20 protein-coding genes are annotated in these 19,088 nt (G+C 72.3%); 5 read left to right on the forward strand and 15 right to left on the reverse strand.

Features of this window, described 5'->3' with window-relative positions:
- Window positions 1-302 precede the first annotated feature (302 nt).
- Window positions 303-584, reverse strand: a complete 282-nt coding sequence (locus J5O08_RS10400) for a hypothetical protein (protein ID WP_218706769.1) — start codon at window positions 582-584, stop codon at window positions 303-305.
- Window positions 585-753: 169 nt separating this feature from the next.
- Between J5O08_RS10400 and J5O08_RS10405 the strand changes: the two genes are divergently transcribed.
- Window positions 754-1,002 (forward strand): hypothetical protein, encoded by a 249-nt coding sequence (locus J5O08_RS10405; protein ID WP_218706770.1) that lies wholly within the window; start codon window positions 754-756, stop codon window positions 1,000-1,002.
- 511 nt (window positions 1,003-1,513) lie between these two features.
- On the opposite strand, the gene J5O08_RS10410 is transcribed toward J5O08_RS10405, so the two are convergent.
- Complete coding sequence (locus tag J5O08_RS10410) at window positions 1,514-3,466, reverse strand: S1 family peptidase (protein WP_218706771.1); 1,953 nt, start codon at window positions 3,464-3,466, stop codon at window positions 1,514-1,516.
- Window positions 3,467-3,651: 185 nt separating this feature from the next.
- Here J5O08_RS10410 and J5O08_RS21855 point away from each other — a divergent pair, with 185 nt between their 5' ends.
- On the forward strand, window positions 3,652-4,038 hold the full coding sequence (locus tag J5O08_RS21855; protein ID WP_374225968.1) for a histone-like nucleoid-structuring protein Lsr2: 387 nt from the start codon (window positions 3,652-3,654) through the stop codon (window positions 4,036-4,038).
- 287 nt (window positions 4,039-4,325) lie between these two features.
- Here J5O08_RS21855 and J5O08_RS10420 read toward each other — a convergent pair whose 3' ends face one another.
- Both J5O08_RS10420 and J5O08_RS10425 read right to left on the reverse strand, forming a co-directional pair.
- Window positions 4,326-5,123, reverse strand: coding sequence for an RES domain-containing protein (locus J5O08_RS10420; RefSeq protein ID WP_218706773.1), 798 nt, complete (start codon window positions 5,121-5,123; stop codon window positions 4,326-4,328).
- The gene (locus J5O08_RS10425; RefSeq protein WP_218706774.1) at window positions 5,120-5,500 is read right to left on the reverse strand and encodes a hypothetical protein; all 381 of its coding nucleotides are present in this window, start codon (window positions 5,498-5,500) and stop codon (window positions 5,120-5,122) included. Before J5O08_RS10425 ends, J5O08_RS10420 begins: the two co-directional genes overlap by 4 nt.
- A gap of 139 nt (window positions 5,501-5,639) precedes the next feature.
- Between J5O08_RS10425 and J5O08_RS10430 the strand changes: the two genes are divergently transcribed.
- Together J5O08_RS10430 and J5O08_RS10435 are read left to right on the forward strand one after the other, a co-directional pair.
- The gene (locus tag J5O08_RS10430) at window positions 5,640-5,921 is read left to right on the forward strand and encodes a hypothetical protein (protein ID WP_218706775.1); all 282 of its coding nucleotides are present in this window, start codon (window positions 5,640-5,642) and stop codon (window positions 5,919-5,921) included.
- A 107-nt stretch (window positions 5,922-6,028) separates the two neighbouring features.
- Entirely contained in the window at window positions 6,029-6,193 is a 165-nt protein-coding gene (locus J5O08_RS10435) for a hypothetical protein (protein WP_218706776.1), read from the forward strand.
- Window positions 6,194-6,370: 177 nt separating this feature from the next.
- Here the strand turns inward: J5O08_RS10435 and J5O08_RS10440 are convergent, their stop codons facing one another.
- From J5O08_RS10440 to J5O08_RS10480, 9 genes are all read right to left on the reverse strand, one after another.
- Window positions 6,371-7,144 carry a DUF3800 domain-containing protein gene (locus J5O08_RS10440; protein WP_218706777.1) on the reverse strand — a complete coding sequence of 258 codons (774 nt, stop codon included), beginning with the start codon at window positions 7,142-7,144 and terminating at the stop codon, window positions 6,371-6,373.
- Window positions 7,145-7,377: 233 nt separating this feature from the next.
- Complete coding sequence (locus tag J5O08_RS10445; RefSeq protein ID WP_218706778.1) at window positions 7,378-7,977, reverse strand: hypothetical protein; 600 nt, start codon at window positions 7,975-7,977, stop codon at window positions 7,378-7,380.
- A gap of 80 nt (window positions 7,978-8,057) precedes the next feature.
- On the reverse strand, window positions 8,058-8,285 hold the full coding sequence (locus tag J5O08_RS10450) for a hypothetical protein (RefSeq protein WP_218706780.1): 228 nt from the start codon (window positions 8,283-8,285) through the stop codon (window positions 8,058-8,060).
- Between the two features lie 16 nt (window positions 8,286-8,301).
- The gene (locus tag J5O08_RS10455) at window positions 8,302-8,853 is read right to left on the reverse strand and encodes a hypothetical protein (protein ID WP_218706782.1); all 552 of its coding nucleotides are present in this window, start codon (window positions 8,851-8,853) and stop codon (window positions 8,302-8,304) included.
- 71 nt (window positions 8,854-8,924) lie between these two features.
- The gene (locus J5O08_RS10460) at window positions 8,925-9,437 is read right to left on the reverse strand and encodes a hypothetical protein (RefSeq protein ID WP_218706784.1); all 513 of its coding nucleotides are present in this window, start codon (window positions 9,435-9,437) and stop codon (window positions 8,925-8,927) included.
- 1 nt (window position 9,438) lies between these two features.
- Window positions 9,439-10,215: a ParA family protein gene (locus J5O08_RS10465; protein ID WP_218706785.1), complete on the reverse strand. Its 777-nt coding sequence runs from the start codon at window positions 10,213-10,215 to the stop codon at window positions 9,439-9,441.
- Between the two features lie 467 nt (window positions 10,216-10,682).
- Window positions 10,683-11,219, reverse strand: coding sequence for a hypothetical protein (locus tag J5O08_RS10470; protein WP_218706786.1), 537 nt, complete (start codon window positions 11,217-11,219; stop codon window positions 10,683-10,685).
- Window positions 11,220-11,283: 64 nt separating this feature from the next.
- Window positions 11,284-13,356 carry a hypothetical protein gene (locus tag J5O08_RS10475; protein ID WP_218706787.1) on the reverse strand — a complete coding sequence of 691 codons (2,073 nt, stop codon included), beginning with the start codon at window positions 13,354-13,356 and terminating at the stop codon, window positions 11,284-11,286.
- 688 nt (window positions 13,357-14,044) lie between these two features.
- Window positions 14,045-14,353: a hypothetical protein gene (locus J5O08_RS10480; protein WP_218706788.1), complete on the reverse strand. Its 309-nt coding sequence runs from the start codon at window positions 14,351-14,353 to the stop codon at window positions 14,045-14,047.
- A 712-nt stretch (window positions 14,354-15,065) separates the two neighbouring features.
- On the opposite strand from J5O08_RS10480, the gene J5O08_RS10485 reads away from it, so the two are divergent.
- A complete protein-coding gene (locus J5O08_RS10485; protein ID WP_218706789.1) occupies window positions 15,066-16,412 on the forward strand; it encodes a hypothetical protein in 1,347 nt (448 codons plus the stop codon).
- A gap of 95 nt (window positions 16,413-16,507) precedes the next feature.
- Here J5O08_RS10485 and J5O08_RS10490 read toward each other — a convergent pair whose 3' ends face one another.
- Window positions 16,508-16,930: a hypothetical protein gene (locus J5O08_RS10490; protein WP_218706790.1), complete on the reverse strand. Its 423-nt coding sequence runs from the start codon at window positions 16,928-16,930 to the stop codon at window positions 16,508-16,510.
- 451 nt (window positions 16,931-17,381) lie between these two features.
- Window positions 17,382-18,671 (reverse strand): helix-turn-helix domain-containing protein, encoded by a 1,290-nt coding sequence (locus tag J5O08_RS10495; protein WP_218706791.1) that lies wholly within the window; start codon window positions 18,669-18,671, stop codon window positions 17,382-17,384.
- Between the last annotated feature and the right edge of the window lie 417 nt (window positions 18,672-19,088).

Genomic DNA, 19,088 nt, shown 5'->3' on the forward strand with positions numbered 1-19,088 from the left:
GGTTCGCCAGGGCGACGGCGGCCAGGCGCAGCCCGAGCAAGACCATCACGCAGAAGGTCTAGCTCTCGCGCCTGCTCGGCCCCGCACCCTCGGGTGCGGGGCCGAGTCGCGCTCGCCCGCGCCGCCTACGGCCGGGCGCCGGCCCGCTGGAGGGTGCGGTAAACGCTCGCGCGGGAGATCCCGCACAGCTCGGCGACCTCTCCGACAGTGCGCTCGCCGGCGCCGTAGACGTCGACCAGGTGCTTCGCTTGGGCTGGGGTGAGCTGGGGTGCGCGGGCCGCAGCGCGTTACGCCCGGCCGGGTCAGAAGATCGACGGCCCGATGTAGACGATGCGGACGACTTCCTCGACCTGGTGCCAGACGACCATGACCTCCTCCTGGCCGCCCCGCACCGAGTACGCCCACACGGGGTCGAGGTCGGGCCTGCCGGGCAGCCGCAGCAGGTGGCGCCGGTAGGTCGCCACGGTGGCGTCCCCCTCAAGCGCGTCGAGCGAGTCCTCGATCCGGTCGCTGAGGGTGGAGTCGCGCTCGTGGACCGCGTCGAGGTACTGCGCGGCGACGGGGTCGAGCACCAGGGTCGTCATGACTACCATCTTACCCTATTGGGGCAACACCCCGGTTGTATAGGTGGGGCACTGGGGTTAAACTCCTAGGCGTCGGAACCACCAACACTTCCCACCACCCCGAGAGAAGCCCCGAACGGCCACAGCGACGGCCACCGGGGCAGCGCCCCGCCAGAGAGCTGCCACCGCCATGACTGCACTCACCCCTGCCATGAACCTCGTAGAGGTCGACGCGCGAAGGCGCGTCAGCCTCGGCAAGATCGCCACCCACGACCGCTACCTGGTCCGCGAGGAAGCCGACGGCGTCCTCGTCCTCGAGCCCGCGGTCGTTGTCAGCGCAGCCCAGGCCCGCTTGAACGCGCGGCCCGACGTCGCGGCTGCGATCGCCGACGCGATGGACCACCCCGAGCGGTCCGTTCCCCGTCGCGCACGCCACTGACCCTCCTCACGAAGCCCCTGGGTGCGGTGCATCCGGGGGCTTCGTGCTGCCCGACCTGGAGCACCCGCAGAGCCGGCGCCGCGAGGTCGATGTCGGCGCGCGAACGTACGCTCCGCGTCGTGATCGTGTTGCGTGCCCTGGCTGAGACCGTCCCCCCGGATCACACCGGGGTCGACCCTGACCGCCGGACGTCGCAGCTGGAGGGTCGCGGCGTGGACTACGACGCGGCGATGGCCGCGCTGCGCGAGCAGGTGCCGGACGGGGTGCGCCTGATCTGGGTCCGCCGGCCGGGCGCGGACGACCCCCACTAGCGGGGTGGGGCACGCCGACGGCTTCGGTGCGTGCGGGAGGGCCCTCGGATCGAGGCGGTTGCCACACTCGACTCCTGGTTGTCCGAAGGCCCTCCGGGTCGACGGTAGGTCGTCGTGTCGCAGCGACGGCGATCGGGTGCTGGACCACGGAGCCCCCTCGACGCGGTGCGTCGAGGGGGCTCCGTGGTGCGGTGCGGGTGTCAGGCTCGGGCGCGGGCTCGTCGGGCGAGGACGGTTGCCGTCCCGCCGGCGAGCAGGAGCACCGCGGCGATCGCGGCGATGAGCGCCGCGGTCTCGGCGCCGGTGCGCGCGAGGACCCCGGTGGGCGCTGCGGCGGCCGGGGTGTCCGGCGCCGCGACGGGGGCGGCGGTGATGGTCAGGCCGGCGCGGGCGGGGTCGGACGTCGCGCCGTTGATCGTCTGGGTCGCGGTGATCGCGTGCTCGCCGGCGGCGAGCCGCTCGGCCAGCTCGACGCCCCAGGTGCCCTGCTCGACCTCGGCGGTCAGCGCCGCGGTGTCGTTCACGGCGAGCTGGACGCTGGCACCGTCGATGCCGGTCCCCTCGACTCGGTTGGGGGCGTCGGCCTCGGCGAACGTCACCCCGTCGAGGCTGGTGATCGCGGGGGCGACGGGCACGACCTGGAACGTGGTCGTCACCGGGGCGGTCGGGGTGCCGCTGGTCTGCGCGACGGTCACGGCGTGCACGCCGTAGGACAGGTCGACGGCCACCTGCCATGTCCCGTCGGTGCCGACCACGGCGGTCTCGGTGACGGCACCGGTGAGCTCGACGGTCTCGCCGGCGTTGCCGACGCCGGTGATCTGCTGCAGCCCGGTGACGACGCGCTCGCCCTCGGCGGGGCTGGTGATGCCGGTGGCCGGGACGACGTCGTAGCCGAAGCTCAGGGCCTGGGAGACGGAGTATCCGCTGCGGGCGGTCGCGGTGTAGGTCACCGCGCCGGCCTGGGTGGGGGCGGTGATCGACCAGGTGCCGGCGCCGCTGACCGGGACGTCGACGGGCGCCTCGCTCCCCCGCTGCACGGACAGCACGGTGTCGGCCGGGGCGGTGCCGGTGATGGTGGCGCCGGGCAGGATCGTCGAGCCGTCGGCCGGGCCGGTCAGGGCCGGGGCGGCGACCTCGACGGCGACGGTGTACCCGCCGGTGCGGGCCAGCGCGGCCTGCAGGTCCGCGGCCCACATGACCGGGACCCCGCCGCTGGTGCCGCCGCCGGAGACCAGGCCGACGGCGGTGGAGCCCTGCAGGACCGCGCCGCCGGAGTCGCCCTCGGCGGCCGGCACGTCGGTCATGAACCCGGCGACCTCGCGGCCGTCGACGACGGCCCAGCCGTGCCCGAGGACGCTGCCGGAGGTGAACCCGGTGGTGCGGCCGGACTTCACGACGTTCTGGTCGACCTGGGCGCGGCCCACGGCGGTGACCGGGCGGGTGGAGGCCGACAGGTCCGCCACGGTGGTCCAGTTGGTGACCGCGGGCAGCAGCGTGAGGTCGGGGTTGGCCACGTCGATCACGGACACGTCGGTGCTGGTGACGTCGCCGTCGGCGCCCGGGGTGTTGCCCGGCCCGCCGAACTGGGAGAACCCGAACTGGCCGAGCTCGGCCAGCAGCGAGATGTCGTCGCCGCCGCCCGCGTCGTCGTCCGCCGGCACGGTCAGCGCCGCCTCGGTGAAGTCGCCGTCGTCGGTGCAGTGCCCGGCGGAGATGACCGCGGGCGCGCCGGCCGGGGTGAAACCGGTGAAGCCGACCGAGCAGAGCCCGGCGGCGAACGACAGCGGGTTGTACGCGGCGTACCCGGCGCCGCCGACCACGTCGCTGGAGGCGAGCGCGGTCAGCGGCGCGTCCAGGACGATGACCTCGACGTTGCCGTGGCCGTCCACGAACTCCTCGGCCTCGTCGACCAGCTCCTCGACCGGCTCGGTGGTCAGCAGCACGACGTTGCCGTCGCCGTCCGCCGTCACCGCCTCGACGCCCTCCAGCCCGAGCAGCGTGCGCGCCTGGGCGCTGAACTGCGGCCCCGACGTCGGCGCCACCGGGTCGACGTCGTCGGCGAACGCGGCCGTCCCGGCCAGGCCGGCCAGACCCCCGGTCGCGAGCGACCCGACGGCCAGGCACGCGACCCGGCCCTTCCATCGTGCAGACAATGCGACTCCTCGTCGTTGAGCCCCCCGCACCCGTCAACGACACGCGGATGTGACGTTGACCAGGTAGGACTCATCGACGCTAGCGGCGCAGGACCGACACTCAGGAGCCGGTCAGGCGGCACCTAGATCCGTTGCGTACCTGCGGGATCGGCCGGACGAGACGGCTGCGCGCACGCACGGTGGGGATGCGAGCACCTACTGGCCTGCAACCCTGCCGCTGGGGGTGCGCACCACGGGGCTACGGTCGCGCCGTGTCGAAGCGCCTGCTGGTGTCCGTGGTCGACGACCTCGACGGCACCCCTGCGGGCTCGTCTCACGTCCTCGGGCTCGACGATCAGCGTGTCCGACTCGACCTCAGCGCCGCGAACCTGACACGGCTGCGCACGGCGTTGGCGCCGTTCGTGGACTCGGACAGCACTCCCGACCGGGGGCGTTCGTCGCGAGCATCCACCCCCCGTGCCTGGCGACGCTGGCCAGGCTCCACGGGGCACCGCGGCACGGGCGCCTCCCCGCCGCCGTTCTGGAGCAGTGGCGCGACATGGTCGACACCGACGCCCGTGCCACGCCGGTGATTCGCACCCACCTTCTCGAGCTGGACCGCAGGGTCGTGCATCTGCCGCTGAGCGCCGGCGACCTGGCGGAGCTTCGGGCGGTCCTGGGTCCGTTCCTCGAGGCCGGTACTCCCTCACCGGTGCGCGCACGGCCCGGGCGGCCGCCCGCCGCGCTCGCCGAGCTGGCGCGTACGCAGGGGGTCTCGATCACCGCCGGCGCACTCCCCCGCCCGCTGCTCGAGCAGTGGCGATCGCAGGTGGTACGCGCCGCCGGCCTCACGAGCCCGGCGCTCAGTCCCGGAGACGCCTCAGAACGGCTTGCCGTCGAGGACGGGCAGGTCGAACACGGCCGCGACCTCGCGCAGGGCGGGGGTGTCGACGTTGGTCGAGCCGAGGAGCCGGGGGTCGTTCTCCCCCGGTGACAAGCCGTCGTCGCCGCGCCGGTCCCACCATGCCCAGCAGCGGCCCATCAGGGTCCGCGACTGGAACCAGATCCCCAGGGGCCTGGTGCCGTCGTCGAGCTCGAGGCCCCGGATCCACTCGGCGACGAGCGTGGTCACCCCGCGGTCGGCGCTCTCCAGGGCCCCGGACCACAGGTCGTCCGGCAGCCCCGGGATCGAGGGCTGGGCTGCCTGGATCGCCATGAGGGTGTCGGCGTGGTCGATCTGGACCCACCACCCGCTGGTCGGCATCCAGACCTGGTAGATCGAGCGGGCGTACTGCCAGCGGCAGGACACCGACCAGGGCCGGTCGACGTCGTTCTCGGCCGACTGTCCGAGGACCGCCTCGACGTACTCCTCGACGGAGTAGCCGGCGCGTCCGGCCGCGACGGCCAGCCGCAACCGGTCGACCCGCATCGGGGCAAGCACCTCGGCGAACGCGGTCTGCGGGGTGTCGGCGAAGTACACGGTGCTGCCGACGGTGTCCCAGCGCCCTCGGCGGTCAGGGACACCGGTCGGCAGCGGCCCCACGTCGCTGTTCGGGTACCCCTCGAGCGCGGGACGCCCGCGGTCCTTCGCGACGCGGAACGCGTGACCACCGGAGGCCGGGACCAGGCGAACCCCCGTACGCGCGCAGGTGCGGCCGCCCTCCTCGAGCGAGGTCACGCCGCGTACGTGTCGTCGACGAACGCGCGCGCCGCGCCGAGCACCTCCGCGTGCCGCAGCTCGTAGACCGCGTTCAGGGGCAGGTCGTCCTCCAGTCGCGGGTTGGCTCCGACCAGGAAGGCCAGCGCGACATCGCGGCCCTCGGCAGCTTCGACGGTGCGCCAGACCTGGTAGCCCAACCTCAGCCGCTTCTGAGTCTCCATCTGCGGCGTCGGGCCGTCCGGGCGGGCCCAGCGCGACGGCATCGTGCGGTCCTTGGTGCCGGTCATGCTCTGCACGACCGCCGGCCCCACGGCATCGATCAGCCGCCGGACCAGATCGTGGATGTCGAGCAGCATCGCGTCGCGGTGCACATCGATGCGAGCCTGGGAGGTCATGGCCAAACCGTAGCAAGTCCGCTACGGATGTGACATCCGGCCACAGGTTGAAGCCGCACTGAATCTACATCCTCCGCTTCTCGAATACCCTTTAGGGTGCGGTGGCGACCGCTGCGCCGCGGCTGCCAGCGCGTTCGCCTTGTTCGAACACGTGTTCGATACTGGCGGGGTGGTCGACCGGGGTCCGATGCGCGACATGGCGCGGCAGGTGCCGCCGACCGTGATCGCCGGCCAGCGCATCACACGCTCACCCTCGCCCGTTCCCGTGCGGGCCTGGATCATCGACGGCCGCGGTCGCGACGTCCAGGTCGACGGTGAGGCGGTTGCGTGGACACCGTCGGCCGTCCACGTGCGCTACCGCGACGAGCACGGACGCGCCGGCACTGCGTGGGTCTGGGCCTCGGCGGTGACCCGGCGGTGAACCTGCCACAGAGCGTCCCGGGCGGGCTCTCGCGGATCGCAGCCGCAGTCCCGCTGCACAACGCTCTACCCGTCCCGGCCGGCGTCCACCACGACGTCGACCGCCCCGTGCCCGTCACCGCGGTGCTGCGCTGGGCCACCGGCGACGAGCTCCTGGAGACGCTCGCACTGGAGTGGACCCGGTCCGTGGTCCGGGTCCGGATCACGGACCTGCGCGTCATGACCGGCGCGGTGTGGCTGCCGGCGGCCGACGTGCAGCGCCGGCTCACGTGAACCCGGGGCGGAGTGGCCGGACTCCGTGTCGAGCATCGGAGGACGTTGGTACCGAAACCCCGTGTTTCGGTACCAACGTGTAGAGTGGCACCTTGCAAGGCCCCATGTGGCCTCCGTGGTCACCCACGGGGTCTTGCACCTCGCGGACCCCCGGCCTCGGCCGGGGGTTCTTGCGTTTCAGCCGAGCCAGACGACGCCGTTGTCGTCGGAGTCGGGCAGCCAGTGGCTTCGGGTGGTCATGTACGCGCGGATCGCCTCGGGGACCGCAGCGTTCTTCGTACCCCAGATGTCAGGCCGCGCCTGGAGGTGGCGGTGGTACGCGCCATAAGCGATCAGGTCGACGGCCTGGATCAGCTGGCTGTAGCGGCTGTCCTGCATGATCGGATCTTCGACGACGCGCCGCCGGCCGATGTCGAGATCCCGGTGCACACGTCGGTAGGGCGCGGCGTTGCGCAGCGCGCTCTCCCACTGCGCGGCCAGCTCCTCCCTGGAGATCTCGGAGCCGTCGTCCTGCTGGATGCCCTGCGGGCCGTCGTAGAAGATGACCAGCTCGGTCTGCCGGCTCGCGGCCCAGTCCTCCAGGTACGCGACGAACTGCGCATAGACCGTCGACTTCGACACGGTGGTCGTGCCGACGGTCACGACGTGGAAGTGCTCGTACTGCGACAGGTGGCTCAGGACGATCCGACCCGTCGCGGCGCGCTGCCTCCCCCCGAACGCCGCGTCCTGCTCAGGGGACTCGCAGAACTTCCCGCGGCCCTTGTACAGGCGCGTGGCGTGCAGCTCTGCGTGCTTGCGCACTCCGAACGCTGCGTGCACCTCCCGCCGACCGGCGAGCCAGGCGTCCAGTACGCCGCTCCAGTGCTCCGGCTCAACGAGGAGCGCGGACAACGTGGTGCCGTTCTTCGAGTCGCCGGAGTCATCGACGTATGCCATGTACACGAAGGTCATGATCTCGCAGGCACTCCGCAGACCGATCTGGCCGCGGCCAGCGAAGGCCGGATGCGGGCCGAGGCGCGACCTCCACGCAACCTCGGCTGTGGGGCCCTACTGGGTGAGTTCCTCGCGGATCGCGCCGCATCGGGTGCACCGGTGGCGGAAGGCCTGATCCTGGCGCCGCTCGATCCAGGCCAGGACGACCTGCCATCGGTGGCCGAGCAGGGTGCAGCGCAGCCCGCCCGGGCTCACCGTGCGTCCAGCGCCCGGCAAGCGGGGCACTCGGGGTCTCGGGCGCCGGGGCGATCGGGCTCGGGGCAGCGTCCGTTGAACAGGTGCCCCGGCGTGGGCAGCCACGGCGCAGGGTCGGCCGCCGGCGCCGACGCGGCGCCGGCGGCCGCGCGCAGGGCACTCAGGGCCGCGTCCAGGCCGCCGTCGAGGTGCCGGGCGGCCGCGGCCGCCTCCACGTCCCGCACCGCACCTTTCAGGGCTCGCAGGGCATCGGCCGCGCGCTGGTCGGCGCGCGCCCAACCGTCCAGGGCCTCGGCATAGGCGTCCTGGACCTGGTCGTAGCTGGTCATGACGTCGACGACGCTCAGCGTGCCGGCGTGCTCTACGGACCGGAGGGTGTCGAGGACGGCGTCGAGGACCTGCTCGTCGCGCTCGTCGGCACGGTCCAGGACGTGCCGAATGTGCGCGATCCAGGCGTCTCGGTCGAGGCTCACCGCGCGGGCGTCCACGGGCCAGGTCTCGATGCGCACGACATCACCGCCGTGCTGGTGGGCCTGGGCCTGCGCGCTGTTCCGGTCCTCGGCGATGTCGACCGAGCCCGCGTCATCGAGCTCCACGCCGTACTCGACCCTGCTCGGGCGCCCGACGAGACCGGGGACCGGGGCCGGCGAGATCGACCGGGCGGGCTGTGGAGCGTTCATCGGTCCTGGCCTTCCGGGTGAACGTGCTCGACGGGGTCGGGCAGGTCGACGGTCTCGACGAACACGCGGACGTCGGGGTTGTCGGATCGCAGCTGCTGCAGGACGCCGCGGACCTGCTCGTGGGCGGCGCTGACGTCGGCGTCGAAGGCCCTGTCGTCGTCGGAGGTGCTGGGAACGGTGATCGTGAGGTCCAGCGGGACCGTGAACGTCAGCGTGGTGGGCATCGGGTTCCTCTGAGAGTCAGGCCGGGTCGGCGAGACCGGGCAGCGCTGGGTCGGGCCACTGGTACAGCGGGCCCAGTGGCAGGCGAGGACTGGTGGCGGTGACACGCCACCGGTCGGCGCCGTCGCCCTCGCCGGGTTCGCCGACGTGGTCGACCTGGTCGTGGGTGCCGGCCGCGTGGGAGATCGCGGCGAGGACCAGGGCGACCTCGGCGCGCGGCAGGCTGGCGAGCAGCCACGACAGCGGCGGGATCCGCTCGAGCCCGGGCCAGTCGGCCTGCGGGTCCGTCCACGCCCCGAGGTGGGCGGCGATGAGAGCCACGGCCCGGTCAGCCGGCGGCAGGTCGACCTGCTCGCTGCTCGCATGGGCGATGAGCCGGTCCCAGCGGATGAAGAGGACGTCGGACTCCCCCGCCGGTGCCCACACGCAGTCACGGGCGAAGCCGGGACGTGCTAGCCAGGTCCAGTGCCGGATGAGCAGCTCGACGGCCGCCTCGGACGGGTACCTGCCGGCGGCGCCGGAGCGCAGGCCGTTGGTGAGCTCGGTGACTGTCAGCAGCGACGGGTCCATGAGGAACGCTCCTTGGTCAGTGCGGCTGACGGCGGGGTGCGGCTCTCGGCGTTGGTGTGGCCGGCCGGGAGTCAGCCGGCGGCGGTCTGGTCGTCCTGGTCCTCGACGATGGCGGTCTTGCCCTCCCAGACGTCCAGGGCCAGACGGAGCGCCTGGTCGAGCACGTCAACGAACTTGGCGTTGTGCTCCTGGGCGTAGGCGTCGACGCGGGCGCGCAGGCCGATCTCGATCGTCGTGGTCAAGGGCCGCATGATCCGCTCGTTCCGCGGCCGCCCGGGGCCACGGCGGTACGACGGCGCGGCCGGCTCCTCGACCGCGCCCTGGCGGCTCGCGCCGCGCGCCTTCGGGGCCGCCGGCGCTGCGGCGGCGACGGCTGCAGGCTGGGCAAGGCCGGGAGGCACGGCGGCTGCTGACGCCCGCTCCTGCTTCGGCTCGGCGACGGCGGCCTGACCTCTCGGAGCCTTCGGCGCCGGCGGGCTGGTCGCGGAGTCAGGGGCGGGCGTGTGCGTGGCGACCAGGTCCTCGACGAGGTTGCGGGACTCGGGTGCCCGCACCAGGGACGGGCGCCGCTCGGTCGTTGCCATCTCAGGCCACCTCCTCGACGAGCCACTTGGCGTGGCGGGCGTAGTCCTCGGCGATCGCCGCGGCGACCGGGCCGCGCATCTTCGAGACAGGCTTGTGCGCGCCGGCGCTGGTTGGGACGACCGTCGAGGCGCGCAGGTAGGGCGAGCGCACGACGTCGGTGCCGAACGCGGCCTTCAGCTCCTTGAGGCCTTCCTGGTGCTCGATCGTGTTGAGCTTGGCCTTGTTGACGATGATCCCGGCCAGACGCAGCGCGGGGTTCAGCTGCGGGTTGCGGCGCACCGCGCTCAGGGTCTCGATGAACTCCCCCACGCCGCGGATCGAGTACGGCTCGAGCTCGGTGAGGATGACCACCCGATCGGCGACGATCAGGCCGTTCAGGGTCAGCCGACCCAGGCTCGGCGGGGAGTCGATGAGGATGTCGTCGAACTCCTCGAGCCCGGACGCCTGCCACATCGCGTTCTTGAGCCGGTGCTCCGGAGTCATCAGGGACTCCTGCTCGAACAGCGACAGCCTCTTGCTCCCGGGCACGGCGCTCACCCCGGGCCACGCGGTCTCGACGATCGCGTCACCGATGACGCCGGTCTCCTCGGATCGCAGCACGTCGTACATGTCGTACTCCCCGACCGCGTCCAGCGTCTCGGTGGAGTTCGCCTGGGCGTCAAGGTCTAGGACCAGCACGCGCCGGCCCAGGTCCGTCAGCGCCGCCGCGAAGTTGCAGGTCGTGGCGGTCTTCCCCACGCCACCCTTCTGGTTCGCAAGCGCGGTGATCGTCGGCATGCCTCGCATCCTCTCCGTCGTCTGGCGTCGCAGCCGTAAGGCGCGCCGTACCGCCCCCAGGGCGGCCAGATGGACGGACGTCCAGCCATACCGCCGTACGTATGGTAGCACGGCTGTACGGATGTACGTAGGCCCTGACGTACGGCAATACGTACGTAAGTATTTAACGCTGGCGTCGCGGCCACTCGTGGGCGCTCTGGTAAGCACGGCACCCGACGGTCGACCCAGTGCAGCATTACGTACGTAAGTAATTAACGGCGCGTGGCGCCCCGCTGGGCACGACATGATGGCGATGGTACGGGCGGGGCCCGGGATGGGCCCTATGGGGGACGGCCGAGAGAACGGATCGGGCTGAGGGACAGCGCCATCAGCGTCGAGGGCCGGCCGCTGCCGGCACGCCTGGTCAGCAAGATCACCTGACGCGCCTGCGACCTGCCTCTCGCACCGGCACCTCGCCCGGCGCGGGCTCAGGCGGTGTCGGAGGGGAGCCACCCGACGCTTCGGGCGGCCGCGGTCAGGGTCTGGTAGTCCTCGCTGGCGATCCAGTCCTGAGCGACGATCGCGGCCAGAGCGGCAGCAGCGAGCTCGGCGTCCTCGGACCGTGGCGGCGCCCACCTGAAGTGCGCTTCCTCGACGTCGAAGTCCTCCAGGTACCAAGCGACCTCGGGCAGGTTGGTCCTGGTCACCTGGTCGACGCGATCACGCGGCCCCTTGAACCGCGCGATCTGCGCTGAGGTCCCGCTGGACTCCCCGAAGTCGCCTGCTGCGATCCACTCGGCGCTGGTCGCGGTCGCGACGCGTGCGATGAACGCGCGCGCCTGGTCGTCGTGTGGCCCGAACGAGTCGATCGGCGCGGGGATCACCCGACCGTGGTGACCCGGTCCGGGCTCCGCGAACCCGGTGAGGTCGAGCGTCCCGGGTGGGAGCGGGGGAGCCTGGACCCCTTGCCGGGTGGTGGTCCTGGGTCGCGGCTTCCTCTTGCGGCGGTGCTTCGAGGTCGGCATGACGCGATCCTCTCGCAGTTCAGGGGCCACCTCACGGCTGTTCGGCGCACGAGGCGCAGGGGGCCTAGGCGACGGCGTGACCGGGCCGTCTGCGCGTGGGCGGTTCGTCGAACAGGACCTGCTGTTCGACGGTGGTCGCCGGTCGGCGCAGCAGCTCGTCCTCGGGGAGCCGCCTGGTCTGCGGCGGCGGGGTGCCTTCGATGACGCGTAGCGCGTGGGGGAGGTTCCAGCTGGAGCGGTGCAGGTTCCAGTCCATGACGAGCTGCGCGCGTTCGTGTGCCGGCAGGCCGGCGAACCACAGGGCGCGCTCCTGTGACCGACGTTCGAGCTCTTCGGGGGCCGTGTCGTTGAGCCACTGGTCGTAGCGGGTGCGCTCGTGCTCGCCGGCGCGCGAGCGGTCGCTGGCCAGGGCGTGCTTGCGTGCGGCGCGCTCGGCGGGGGACAGCCGCAGGAACGCCGCGGCGGCGGCCTGCTGCCGTTGGCGTTGTTCGTCGGGGTCGAGGGTCGACCACCACTGGTGCTGCCGTGCGCGCCTGGCCTTGGCGGCGCGCTGACGGGCGGCGTCCCGCTGCCGTCGCCACCGTTCACGGCGTCGGTCGACGTCGACGGTGTCGCGGAACTCGCGGCGCTCCTGTGCCACGGCGCGGGCCTTGCGGGCCGTCAGCAGGGATCCGACCTGCACCAGTTCCTCCGCCTGCCCGCTCGGTGGCAGCGCGTGCCACAGGCCGTGCTCGTCTCCTCGAGCGAGGCCGTGCCCGGCGAGCACGCGCAGGTGGGCGCGGGCTGCGCGGAGCTGCCCGGCGGTGGGCTCGTCGTCCGGCGCGGTCAGCAGCCCGGCGGCCCGCAGGAGGTCGGTGGTCGTGGTTCCCGAGGGCGGCCCGGCCTGGAGCCTCTGGAGGAGCTGGGCGGCCGTCAGGCCGAGGGAGAGCCTCTGGGGGAGGGGCGGTCGCGGCTGGGGGGGTTGAAACCTATGTGGGCCAGTGGCCGACACAGCAGCACCCTCGGTGTCGTGCGGTTCGGTTATGAAGCGCTCGGCGAGGCGGATGGTGTCGCTCGTGTCGGTGGTGCCGGGGGCGTACGTCGCCTCGACGGTGATCAGGCCGGCGTCGACCAGGCGGGGCAGGCTGGCCCGGATCGTGGTGCGGGACCCGACCGCGCACAGGAGCAGGAGCTCGCGTTGTGGGATGCGCAGCTCGGTGTCTCCGAGGGCTTCCATGCGCTCGATCAGGACGGCGGCGATCTCGTAGTCGGTCTGCCGGGTCGTGGCAGGCCAGGACCGCCAGGCCGACTCGAGGTGCGCGCGTGCGCGCAGGGTGGCCGGCAGTGGGTCGCCGGCGTTCTGGGCGCGGCGCTCGGCGAGCCAGGTGTCGGCGTCCAGCACGGCGCGGTTCCACAGCAGCCACCACCAGCGCCGGCCGTTGCGCTTGGACTTCGTGAACGCGGTGCGGGCGCTGGTGTGGACGGCCTGCCAGGCCTCGTCCTCGCCGTAGCCGGCGATGACGAGCTGGAAGGTGGCCTCCAGCTCGATCTGGGAGCGGGTGGAGGGGTCGCGGTCGACGGCGCGTGCGGCGGCGCGGCCGCGGTCGAGGTACGCCGCCCAGACCTCGGGCAGCTGCCGGCGGGGGCGCCGGCGGGGGATCAGGGCGGCGTCGGGGCCGTGCAGCGGGACGACCTCGGCCCTGTGGGCCCGCCGGCGGGCGGTGATCCGCTCGGGCAGCGCCTCGAGCGTGCGGGCGAGCTCGACGAGGGCGGCGCCGGCGCCGGAGGGCGGGGGAGTGGCGCCGCGGCGGCGGTGCGGAGCGGACAGCGGGCGGACCTGGCGTCGCAGGTCGACGCTCCGCGGGCCGATGCGGAACTCCGCGCGCAGCTCGGCGATGAACGCGGTGAGGGCGTCGAGGTGGACACCCGGTACGACCAGGACGTGCGCGCGGCCGTCGGCGCCGCCGGAGGCGCGGACCAGGTGCCACAGGCCGCGGGCCCGGCACCAGTCGGTGATCGTGTCCACGGCGAACGCAGCGACGTCGCCGGTGAGGTCGACGTCGACGGCGCGGACCTCGGGACGCAGCCGGCCGACGACGGTGGCCACGGCGCCGCGGCCGACCAGGGCCAGGGCGTCGTCGAGGGTGGCAGGCGACACGCCGGGGACTCTCCGGTTCTGGGCGTCGATCGCGAACCAGGACGCGGGCTCGAAGAGCAGCGCGTCAAGGTCGTGACCTGCAGAGACGTCGTCTCTGGCACCGCGGAAAGCGGGGGGTGGCGTGGTCGCACCAGGGTGGCGTTCACCCGCACGCGTCGGCGTGTCACCGGCGTGTGGGTGCGCCAAAGCAGGGCGCACGGGTACAGTGACTCCCAACTTCATATGAGAACGGGACGAACCCCGATTCGGGGATCGTCTCTCTGAGGCCCATCACCGCCCCGCCGCCAAGCTGAAGGGTGAAGGACCGAGGACTCACGAAGACCGCCCCTCCGGGGGCGGTCTTTTTTTGGCTAGGCGGACTTCGCCAGTCGCGCAGCCCCCCTCTCCAGGAGAACGCCCTGCGCCGTGTCGTGCTTCGGCGCCGGGGCATACTCCTCCATGCCCACCTCACGGGCGAGCAGGAGGGTCACGAAGTCTGAGAGCTCGTAGCCGAGCTCCGCGGCGCGGGCTCGAACTGCCTCGCCGACCGGCAGAGCGGGGCGAGCCGTGAACTGGTCGCGGGGCCCCTTGGACGGGCGACCGCCGTGTCCGCGCTTCATGCTCATGCGCCTACCTAACCGCACAGAGACGTGCAGAAACAGAAACTGACGCGGCGTGTTGCCGTTTGATCGTTGACTTGGCGCTGGGCTCACGGCATCTGCTCGCGACGTCGTGCTGCGGCGAGGTCCGCCAGGACGAGCGAGCGGAGCAGGCCGGGGGTCCGGGCGTCGATCGCGTGAGCGCGCCGCAGCAGGATGCTCGCGAGGGGGATCGGGATGGTGGCCGTGACGTGCTCGCACGCAGGGTAGTCGGGCAGGGGAGCCCCGCTCAGGGGCGGCCTGTCGCGTGTGTACGCCTCGACGAGCGTGTTGAGGTACTCGTCGCGGTCGCTGAGGTGGAGCTGGTCGACGCGGGCGTCGACGGCGGCGAGGGTGCCACCCGGCAGCAGGAAGGACACGCGCCGCCTTGGCGTCCGCGGGTGCCGGCCGTCGGTCGACCGCGCCGGGGGAGGAGCGTCCGGCTCGGGGGGACGGCGCGACTCTGGCACGCCGGCATCTTCGCGGGTGGGCGCACCTGAGTGTTGCCGGGTGAGTGGCCGTCCGTGATGACTCGACGCCCAGTGGTCGAGCTCAGCCGGTGCTCGTGATGTGACCTCGCCGCCGGCGAAGGGCCCTGGACGGTCGCGCGAGGGCCGTTCGGCGAGACGAGCGGCTGAGGCGCCCGACCGAGCGGGGGCAATGCGAAAGCCGGGCGCCTCGGCCCGCGTGCGCTGTTCAGCACGCCGTCGGCGGCGACAGGAACCACCGCGGCTGCACGCGAGCCTGTCCAACTTCGCACACGGGTCCACCTACCTAGCCCCGTGGGACCGGCTCGGGGTGCCGTCGGGCCGATCCCTGACCACCCAGGCGGCCACCACCTGGGCCTGTGGTGCCGACACTCAGCGCTGTGGTGGGGGACACGCTTCGTGCATTCCGGGCAGGGCCGGCCGGGTCTTCAGGATGCTCCGGGCGGCATCGCTGCTCGCGCGCCTGGTGGGTTCCCCTCAGGGTGGAGAGTGCGCGCGCGGTAGGTGGTGACCTCGGTGGGACCGTAGGCGCGGGGGTAGGACTAGCTGCCACCGCGCGCGGCGAACGCGTGTCGGTAGCGGCCCAGGCGCCGTGGAGCGATGAGTGACGACGAAGTTGTCGAGGACGATCGGCGGAGGTGTGGCTGCCGTGCTGGTTGCCGCGACCTGCGCGTGTTCTGGTGGCGGTGGTGCCGGCTTCTGGGAGCTGACCCGTGGGTCGGATGACCAGATGGTGACGGCGTGCGAGCGGCTGTTCGGGAAGCCGGAGGCGCTCGGCAAGCGGCTCGGGCTCGAGCTGCAGGGCGACAGCCACTCGTCGGGGACCTGCACCTACCCGACGGTCGCGGGTGCGTTGAGCCTGACGTTCTCCGAGGACCAGCCGTACGGCGAGATGATGAAGGTCCGGGGGGAGAAGTACTGGATCGGGCTGTCGAGCTACCCCGCGATCCCGTCGGACAAGCAGCCTTCCGCGCTGAAGTGGCTGCGCGGCCGCGCTGATGCGATCAGCGATGACTACGACGCCTGGGTGGCGGGGTTGCCGGTGCTCGAGGAGAGCTGGGCGAGCGCCGATGCCGCCTCGGGACAGATGGATCCGGTCCGTGCGGTCGGCGCTTCGATGTCGACGCCGGCGGGGACGGTGCACGTCGCGTCGGTCTCTGTGCCCGCGTTCGTCGTGGTCGGCGGCTCGGACCTGCGGGCTGCCGACGGTGAGGAGCTGGTGTCGATCGCTTTGGAGATCTCCCGCGAGCGGGACATCTCGACCTACGAGGTGCTGGTCGACGGGGTCGTGTCTGCCGAGGCGACCGAGGCGGTTGGTGTCGGTGTGCAGACCGGCACCATGACCCTCACGATGTCGATCCCGGACGGCGCCGAGGTGGTCCTGGCGGCCACGACCGGTGAGGTAGTTCAGCGGATCGACCTGTTGACGGGCGAGGTCGACGACGACGGTCTGTCCGAGCGTCTTGGTACGGCGCGGCGCGGGACCGTGACCGCGAGCAAGGCGTCACCGAAGGCTCTGAGCGCGAGCGGTGAGGACGTCACCTCCTGGCGCGGGTATCTGGACGATCCGTATGGGACGAGCGCTGCTTGGTCGGTCGCTGCCTGGGATGACGGCCCGGCGCCGGACGGGCAGGAGTTCTTCCGTCTGGAGCTGAAGGCTGCCAGCACGACCTCCGCACACGCCTTGACCGCTGCCGATGCGGTCGCGACCGTCAACGGTGTGCCGCACCCCGCGACGAGCTGGGACCCGCAGGCGTACACGTACGTGTTCCTGGTGCCTGCGGGAGCGGATCGCATCGAGGTCACGGTGAGCGCGACGCTGGACCCCGCCAAGGCGCGTTGGGGCTGGAACCAGGAGCCGACCGGCAGCTACAGCGGGCCGTTGGTCTACTCCTGGAGCATCGATACGCACGACGTCGTCGCCGAAGGTTCCGGAGGCTGGTCCTCTTAGCGCCGCGTGAATGTCCAACGAAGTTGGACGTCCAACGAAGATGGACGTCCAAGGAGTGCATGCCCCACCTAGCGTGCTGACCGAGCAGCACAACGTCAGGTGACGTCTCGCCGGGTGGTGGTTTCGACGCCGGTGGTGGTGTCGCGGACGGTCTTGGTCGTGCCAGGGGTTCGGGAGGCTGCGAGGTAACCGGCGATGGTGCCCAGGACGGTGAACGCGGCCGTCTTGGTCTCGCTGGCGACGGACCCGAACGCGAGGACGACCGCGGCGACGACGACGAACATCAGGGCCATCACGCGCACGAGCGTGACGGGTCCTTCCTTGCCTCGTAGGCGCAGCAGGACGTAGGTGCCGGCGACGACGAGGAACGCACCGAACGCGAAGGCCAGGAACCCGGCTCCGGAGACGAAGCCTGCTCCGGTGCCGGTCGCGGCTGCGCCGGGGGCGGTTGGGGCGGGCGTCGGGGACGAGGTGCTGGTGAGCACCACGTGCGCCAGCGTCCATGTGCTTGCTGTCATGCCGCACCCCCGTTGGTCCGCCAGCACGGTCATCCTCGCGCGACCAGGGGCGTTGAGGCACGGGTGAAACCTCCCGGCGTCGGCCGGTGGCTAGGCTGGGACCGTCCGGGGCTTCGGGCCCTTCCCGCGCCGCGCAGATGAGGCAGGCCCTGGTGCGGACCGGTTGTGAGCCGGCGCGTGCCCTGCGCCCATGCGAGCAGCCTCGTGACCTTCTGCAGCAAGATCGCGTACCCGACGCCGCGCGCCGCGGCGCGCGCGCTCGAGTTCTTACGCCGGCGTCAGCGTGCGCGTGGACGGCGGATGGTCGTCGCGGTGCACCCGTGCGCGACCTGTCGGCCGTGGCACGTCACGTCGCGGGCGCCGTCGGGGCGAGCATCGCGCGCATGGCAGGAGCTGGCGGGACTCGCCAGGTGACGCGATGCGGGGCGTCGCTCCTGCCGGGTCGTCGGGCTCAGCCGGCGCTCTTGATCGTCACGACGGCGTCGACGCCGAACTGGTTGATGATCCCTCGCACCAGGTCGTGAGCCACCTCGAGGTCGGTCAAGAGGTCGTCGCGCGCACCGAGCATGCTGTCGACCGGCTCGACACGGGTCACCGGGTCCGACACCGCTCGGGCCGTGGAGACGCCGCCGCGCCTGCTGGCGGGAGCGAGCCAGAACGGTCCGTCATGCGAGTTGTGCACGGTTGCGCGCATGCTGATCGGCCCCGAGGTGCGCAGCGCTGCGGTCCACGATCGGGCGAGCGCGACGGCCGATCCCACGGTGTGTTCGACCTGCTCGTGGCTGAGGTACGGCCGCTGGTCCACGCCGACCCCGGGTTCACCCGAGCCGAAGGCCAGGACCGTCGAGCCGTCGTGATGCATCTCGCACAGGGTCCAGCTGGCGAGGCCGTCGTTCGGCTCGTTGTGGCCACGGACGACGAAGGACCAGCGCCTCAGGCCCACGCCGGGGTTGTGGTCAACCTGCGAAGCGAATCCGGAGCCCAAGGCATCTCGGCCTACGAAGATCGCGCGCTCGCGCGCTTCCACGTCCTCGACCACGGTCTGGACGACTGCGCGGTCGGGCGGCCGAAAGCCGAGGGGCGGGCCGCTGAGCGGTCGCGCGGCCACGATGGTCCAGCGCCCGCCGTACGGGCCTCGGAACGCGAGTCGACGGCTCGCGCCTTCCACCAGCCGGTCGAGCGCGGAAGCCGCGTCGTCCTGCCGGCGGAACCGGTCGCGGTAAGCACGCTCGATCTCCCGCTCCCGCAGGTTCGCGATATGCGGGCCGTCGCGCCAGGGCGCGGCCGGCGGCTGGCCGTCCTTCTCGTAGAAGTGCGGGGCATCGGGGCTCGGCGGTACCCAGACCGCCAGGACGCCGCGGCCTGGCTCACCCGGGTTCTCGAGCTGCTCGATCTCGACGCCGGCGATGATCGGCCGGACGCGACCCCAGGCGACTGATCGGACCTGCTGCTCGGCGTGCTCGTCGAGTGCGACGTCGGTGTGCACGGGGATCTTGGAGCCGTCGTCGCGGGTCTCCTCCCCGACGCCGAACACGATCAGCCCGCCACCGGAGTTGGCCATCGCGGCCAGATCCTTGCCGAGCTCGACCCGCTCGCCCTCGCTGGAGGGCCGGTGGCCCTTCCACTCCAGCTGCGCGTCCTCGTCGAGCTGCTGGTCGACCGCGGCGCGAATGTCGTCGTAGGTCAAGGGACGGGCCTCGATGCCGAGGCGCTCGTGCAAACGGGTCCAGGTGATCGCCACGCCCCCATCCTGGCTCTGACAGCCGACGCGTGAGGGTCGTTCGGTGAGGCGAGCGGATGAGGCGCCGGCCCAGTGGGGGCAATACGGAAGCCGGGTGCCTCGGCCCGCGCGCGCTGCCAAGCACACCGTCAGCGGCGACAGGAACCACAGGCGGCCGAACGCGAGCCTGTCCAACTTGGCACACGGATCCACCTACCTAGCCGCTCGGGAACGGGCTGCGGCGACACCGCGGCGATCCCTGACCACCCAGCCGGCCACCACCTAGGCCTGCGGTGCTGACACTCAGCGCTGTGGTGGGGGCCACACTTCGTTCATGTCGGGCAGGGCAGGCCCGGTCGTCAGGAGGTGGGAGTGATGTCGCCGCACGCGGATGGTGCGACGAGTGCGCCGCTGCGCGGCGGGCCGGTTACCCCCCCC

The sequence above is a fragment of the Cellulomonas sp. PS-H5 genome, assembly GCF_019265565.1.
GTDB lineage: Bacteria > Actinomycetota > Actinomycetes > Actinomycetales > Cellulomonadaceae > Cellulomonas.

Coding starts and splice junctions, on each gene's coding strand:
- J5O08_RS10400 (WP_218706769.1), bottom strand. CDS start 584: ATGACGACCCTGGTGCTCGACCCCGTCGCCGCGCAGTACCTCGACGCG.
- J5O08_RS10465 (WP_218706785.1), bottom strand. CDS start 10,215: ATGCCGACGATCACCGCGCTTGCGAACCAGAAGGGTGGCGTGGGGAAG.
- J5O08_RS10440 (WP_218706777.1), bottom strand. CDS start 7,144: ATGACCTTCGTGTACATGGCATACGTCGATGACTCCGGCGACTCGAAG.
- J5O08_RS10450 (WP_218706780.1), bottom strand. CDS start 8,285: ATGCCCACCACGCTGACGTTCACGGTCCCGCTGGACCTCACGATCACC.
- J5O08_RS10425 (WP_218706774.1), bottom strand. CDS start 5,500: ATGACCTCCCAGGCTCGCATCGATGTGCACCGCGACGCGATGCTGCTC.
- J5O08_RS10470 (WP_218706786.1), bottom strand. CDS start 11,219: ATGCCGACCTCGAAGCACCGCCGCAAGAGGAAGCCGCGACCCAGGACC.
- J5O08_RS21855 (WP_374225968.1), top strand. CDS start 3,652: ATGCGAGCACCTACTGGCCTGCAACCCTGCCGCTGGGGGTGCGCACCA.
- J5O08_RS10455 (WP_218706782.1), bottom strand. CDS start 8,853: ATGGACCCGTCGCTGCTGACAGTCACCGAGCTCACCAACGGCCTGCGC.
- J5O08_RS10405 (WP_218706770.1), top strand. CDS start 754: ATGACTGCACTCACCCCTGCCATGAACCTCGTAGAGGTCGACGCGCGA.
- J5O08_RS10460 (WP_218706784.1), bottom strand. CDS start 9,437: ATGGCAACGACCGAGCGGCGCCCGTCCCTGGTGCGGGCACCCGAGTCC.
- J5O08_RS10490 (WP_218706790.1), bottom strand. CDS start 16,930: ATGACAGCAAGCACATGGACGCTGGCGCACGTGGTGCTCACCAGCACC.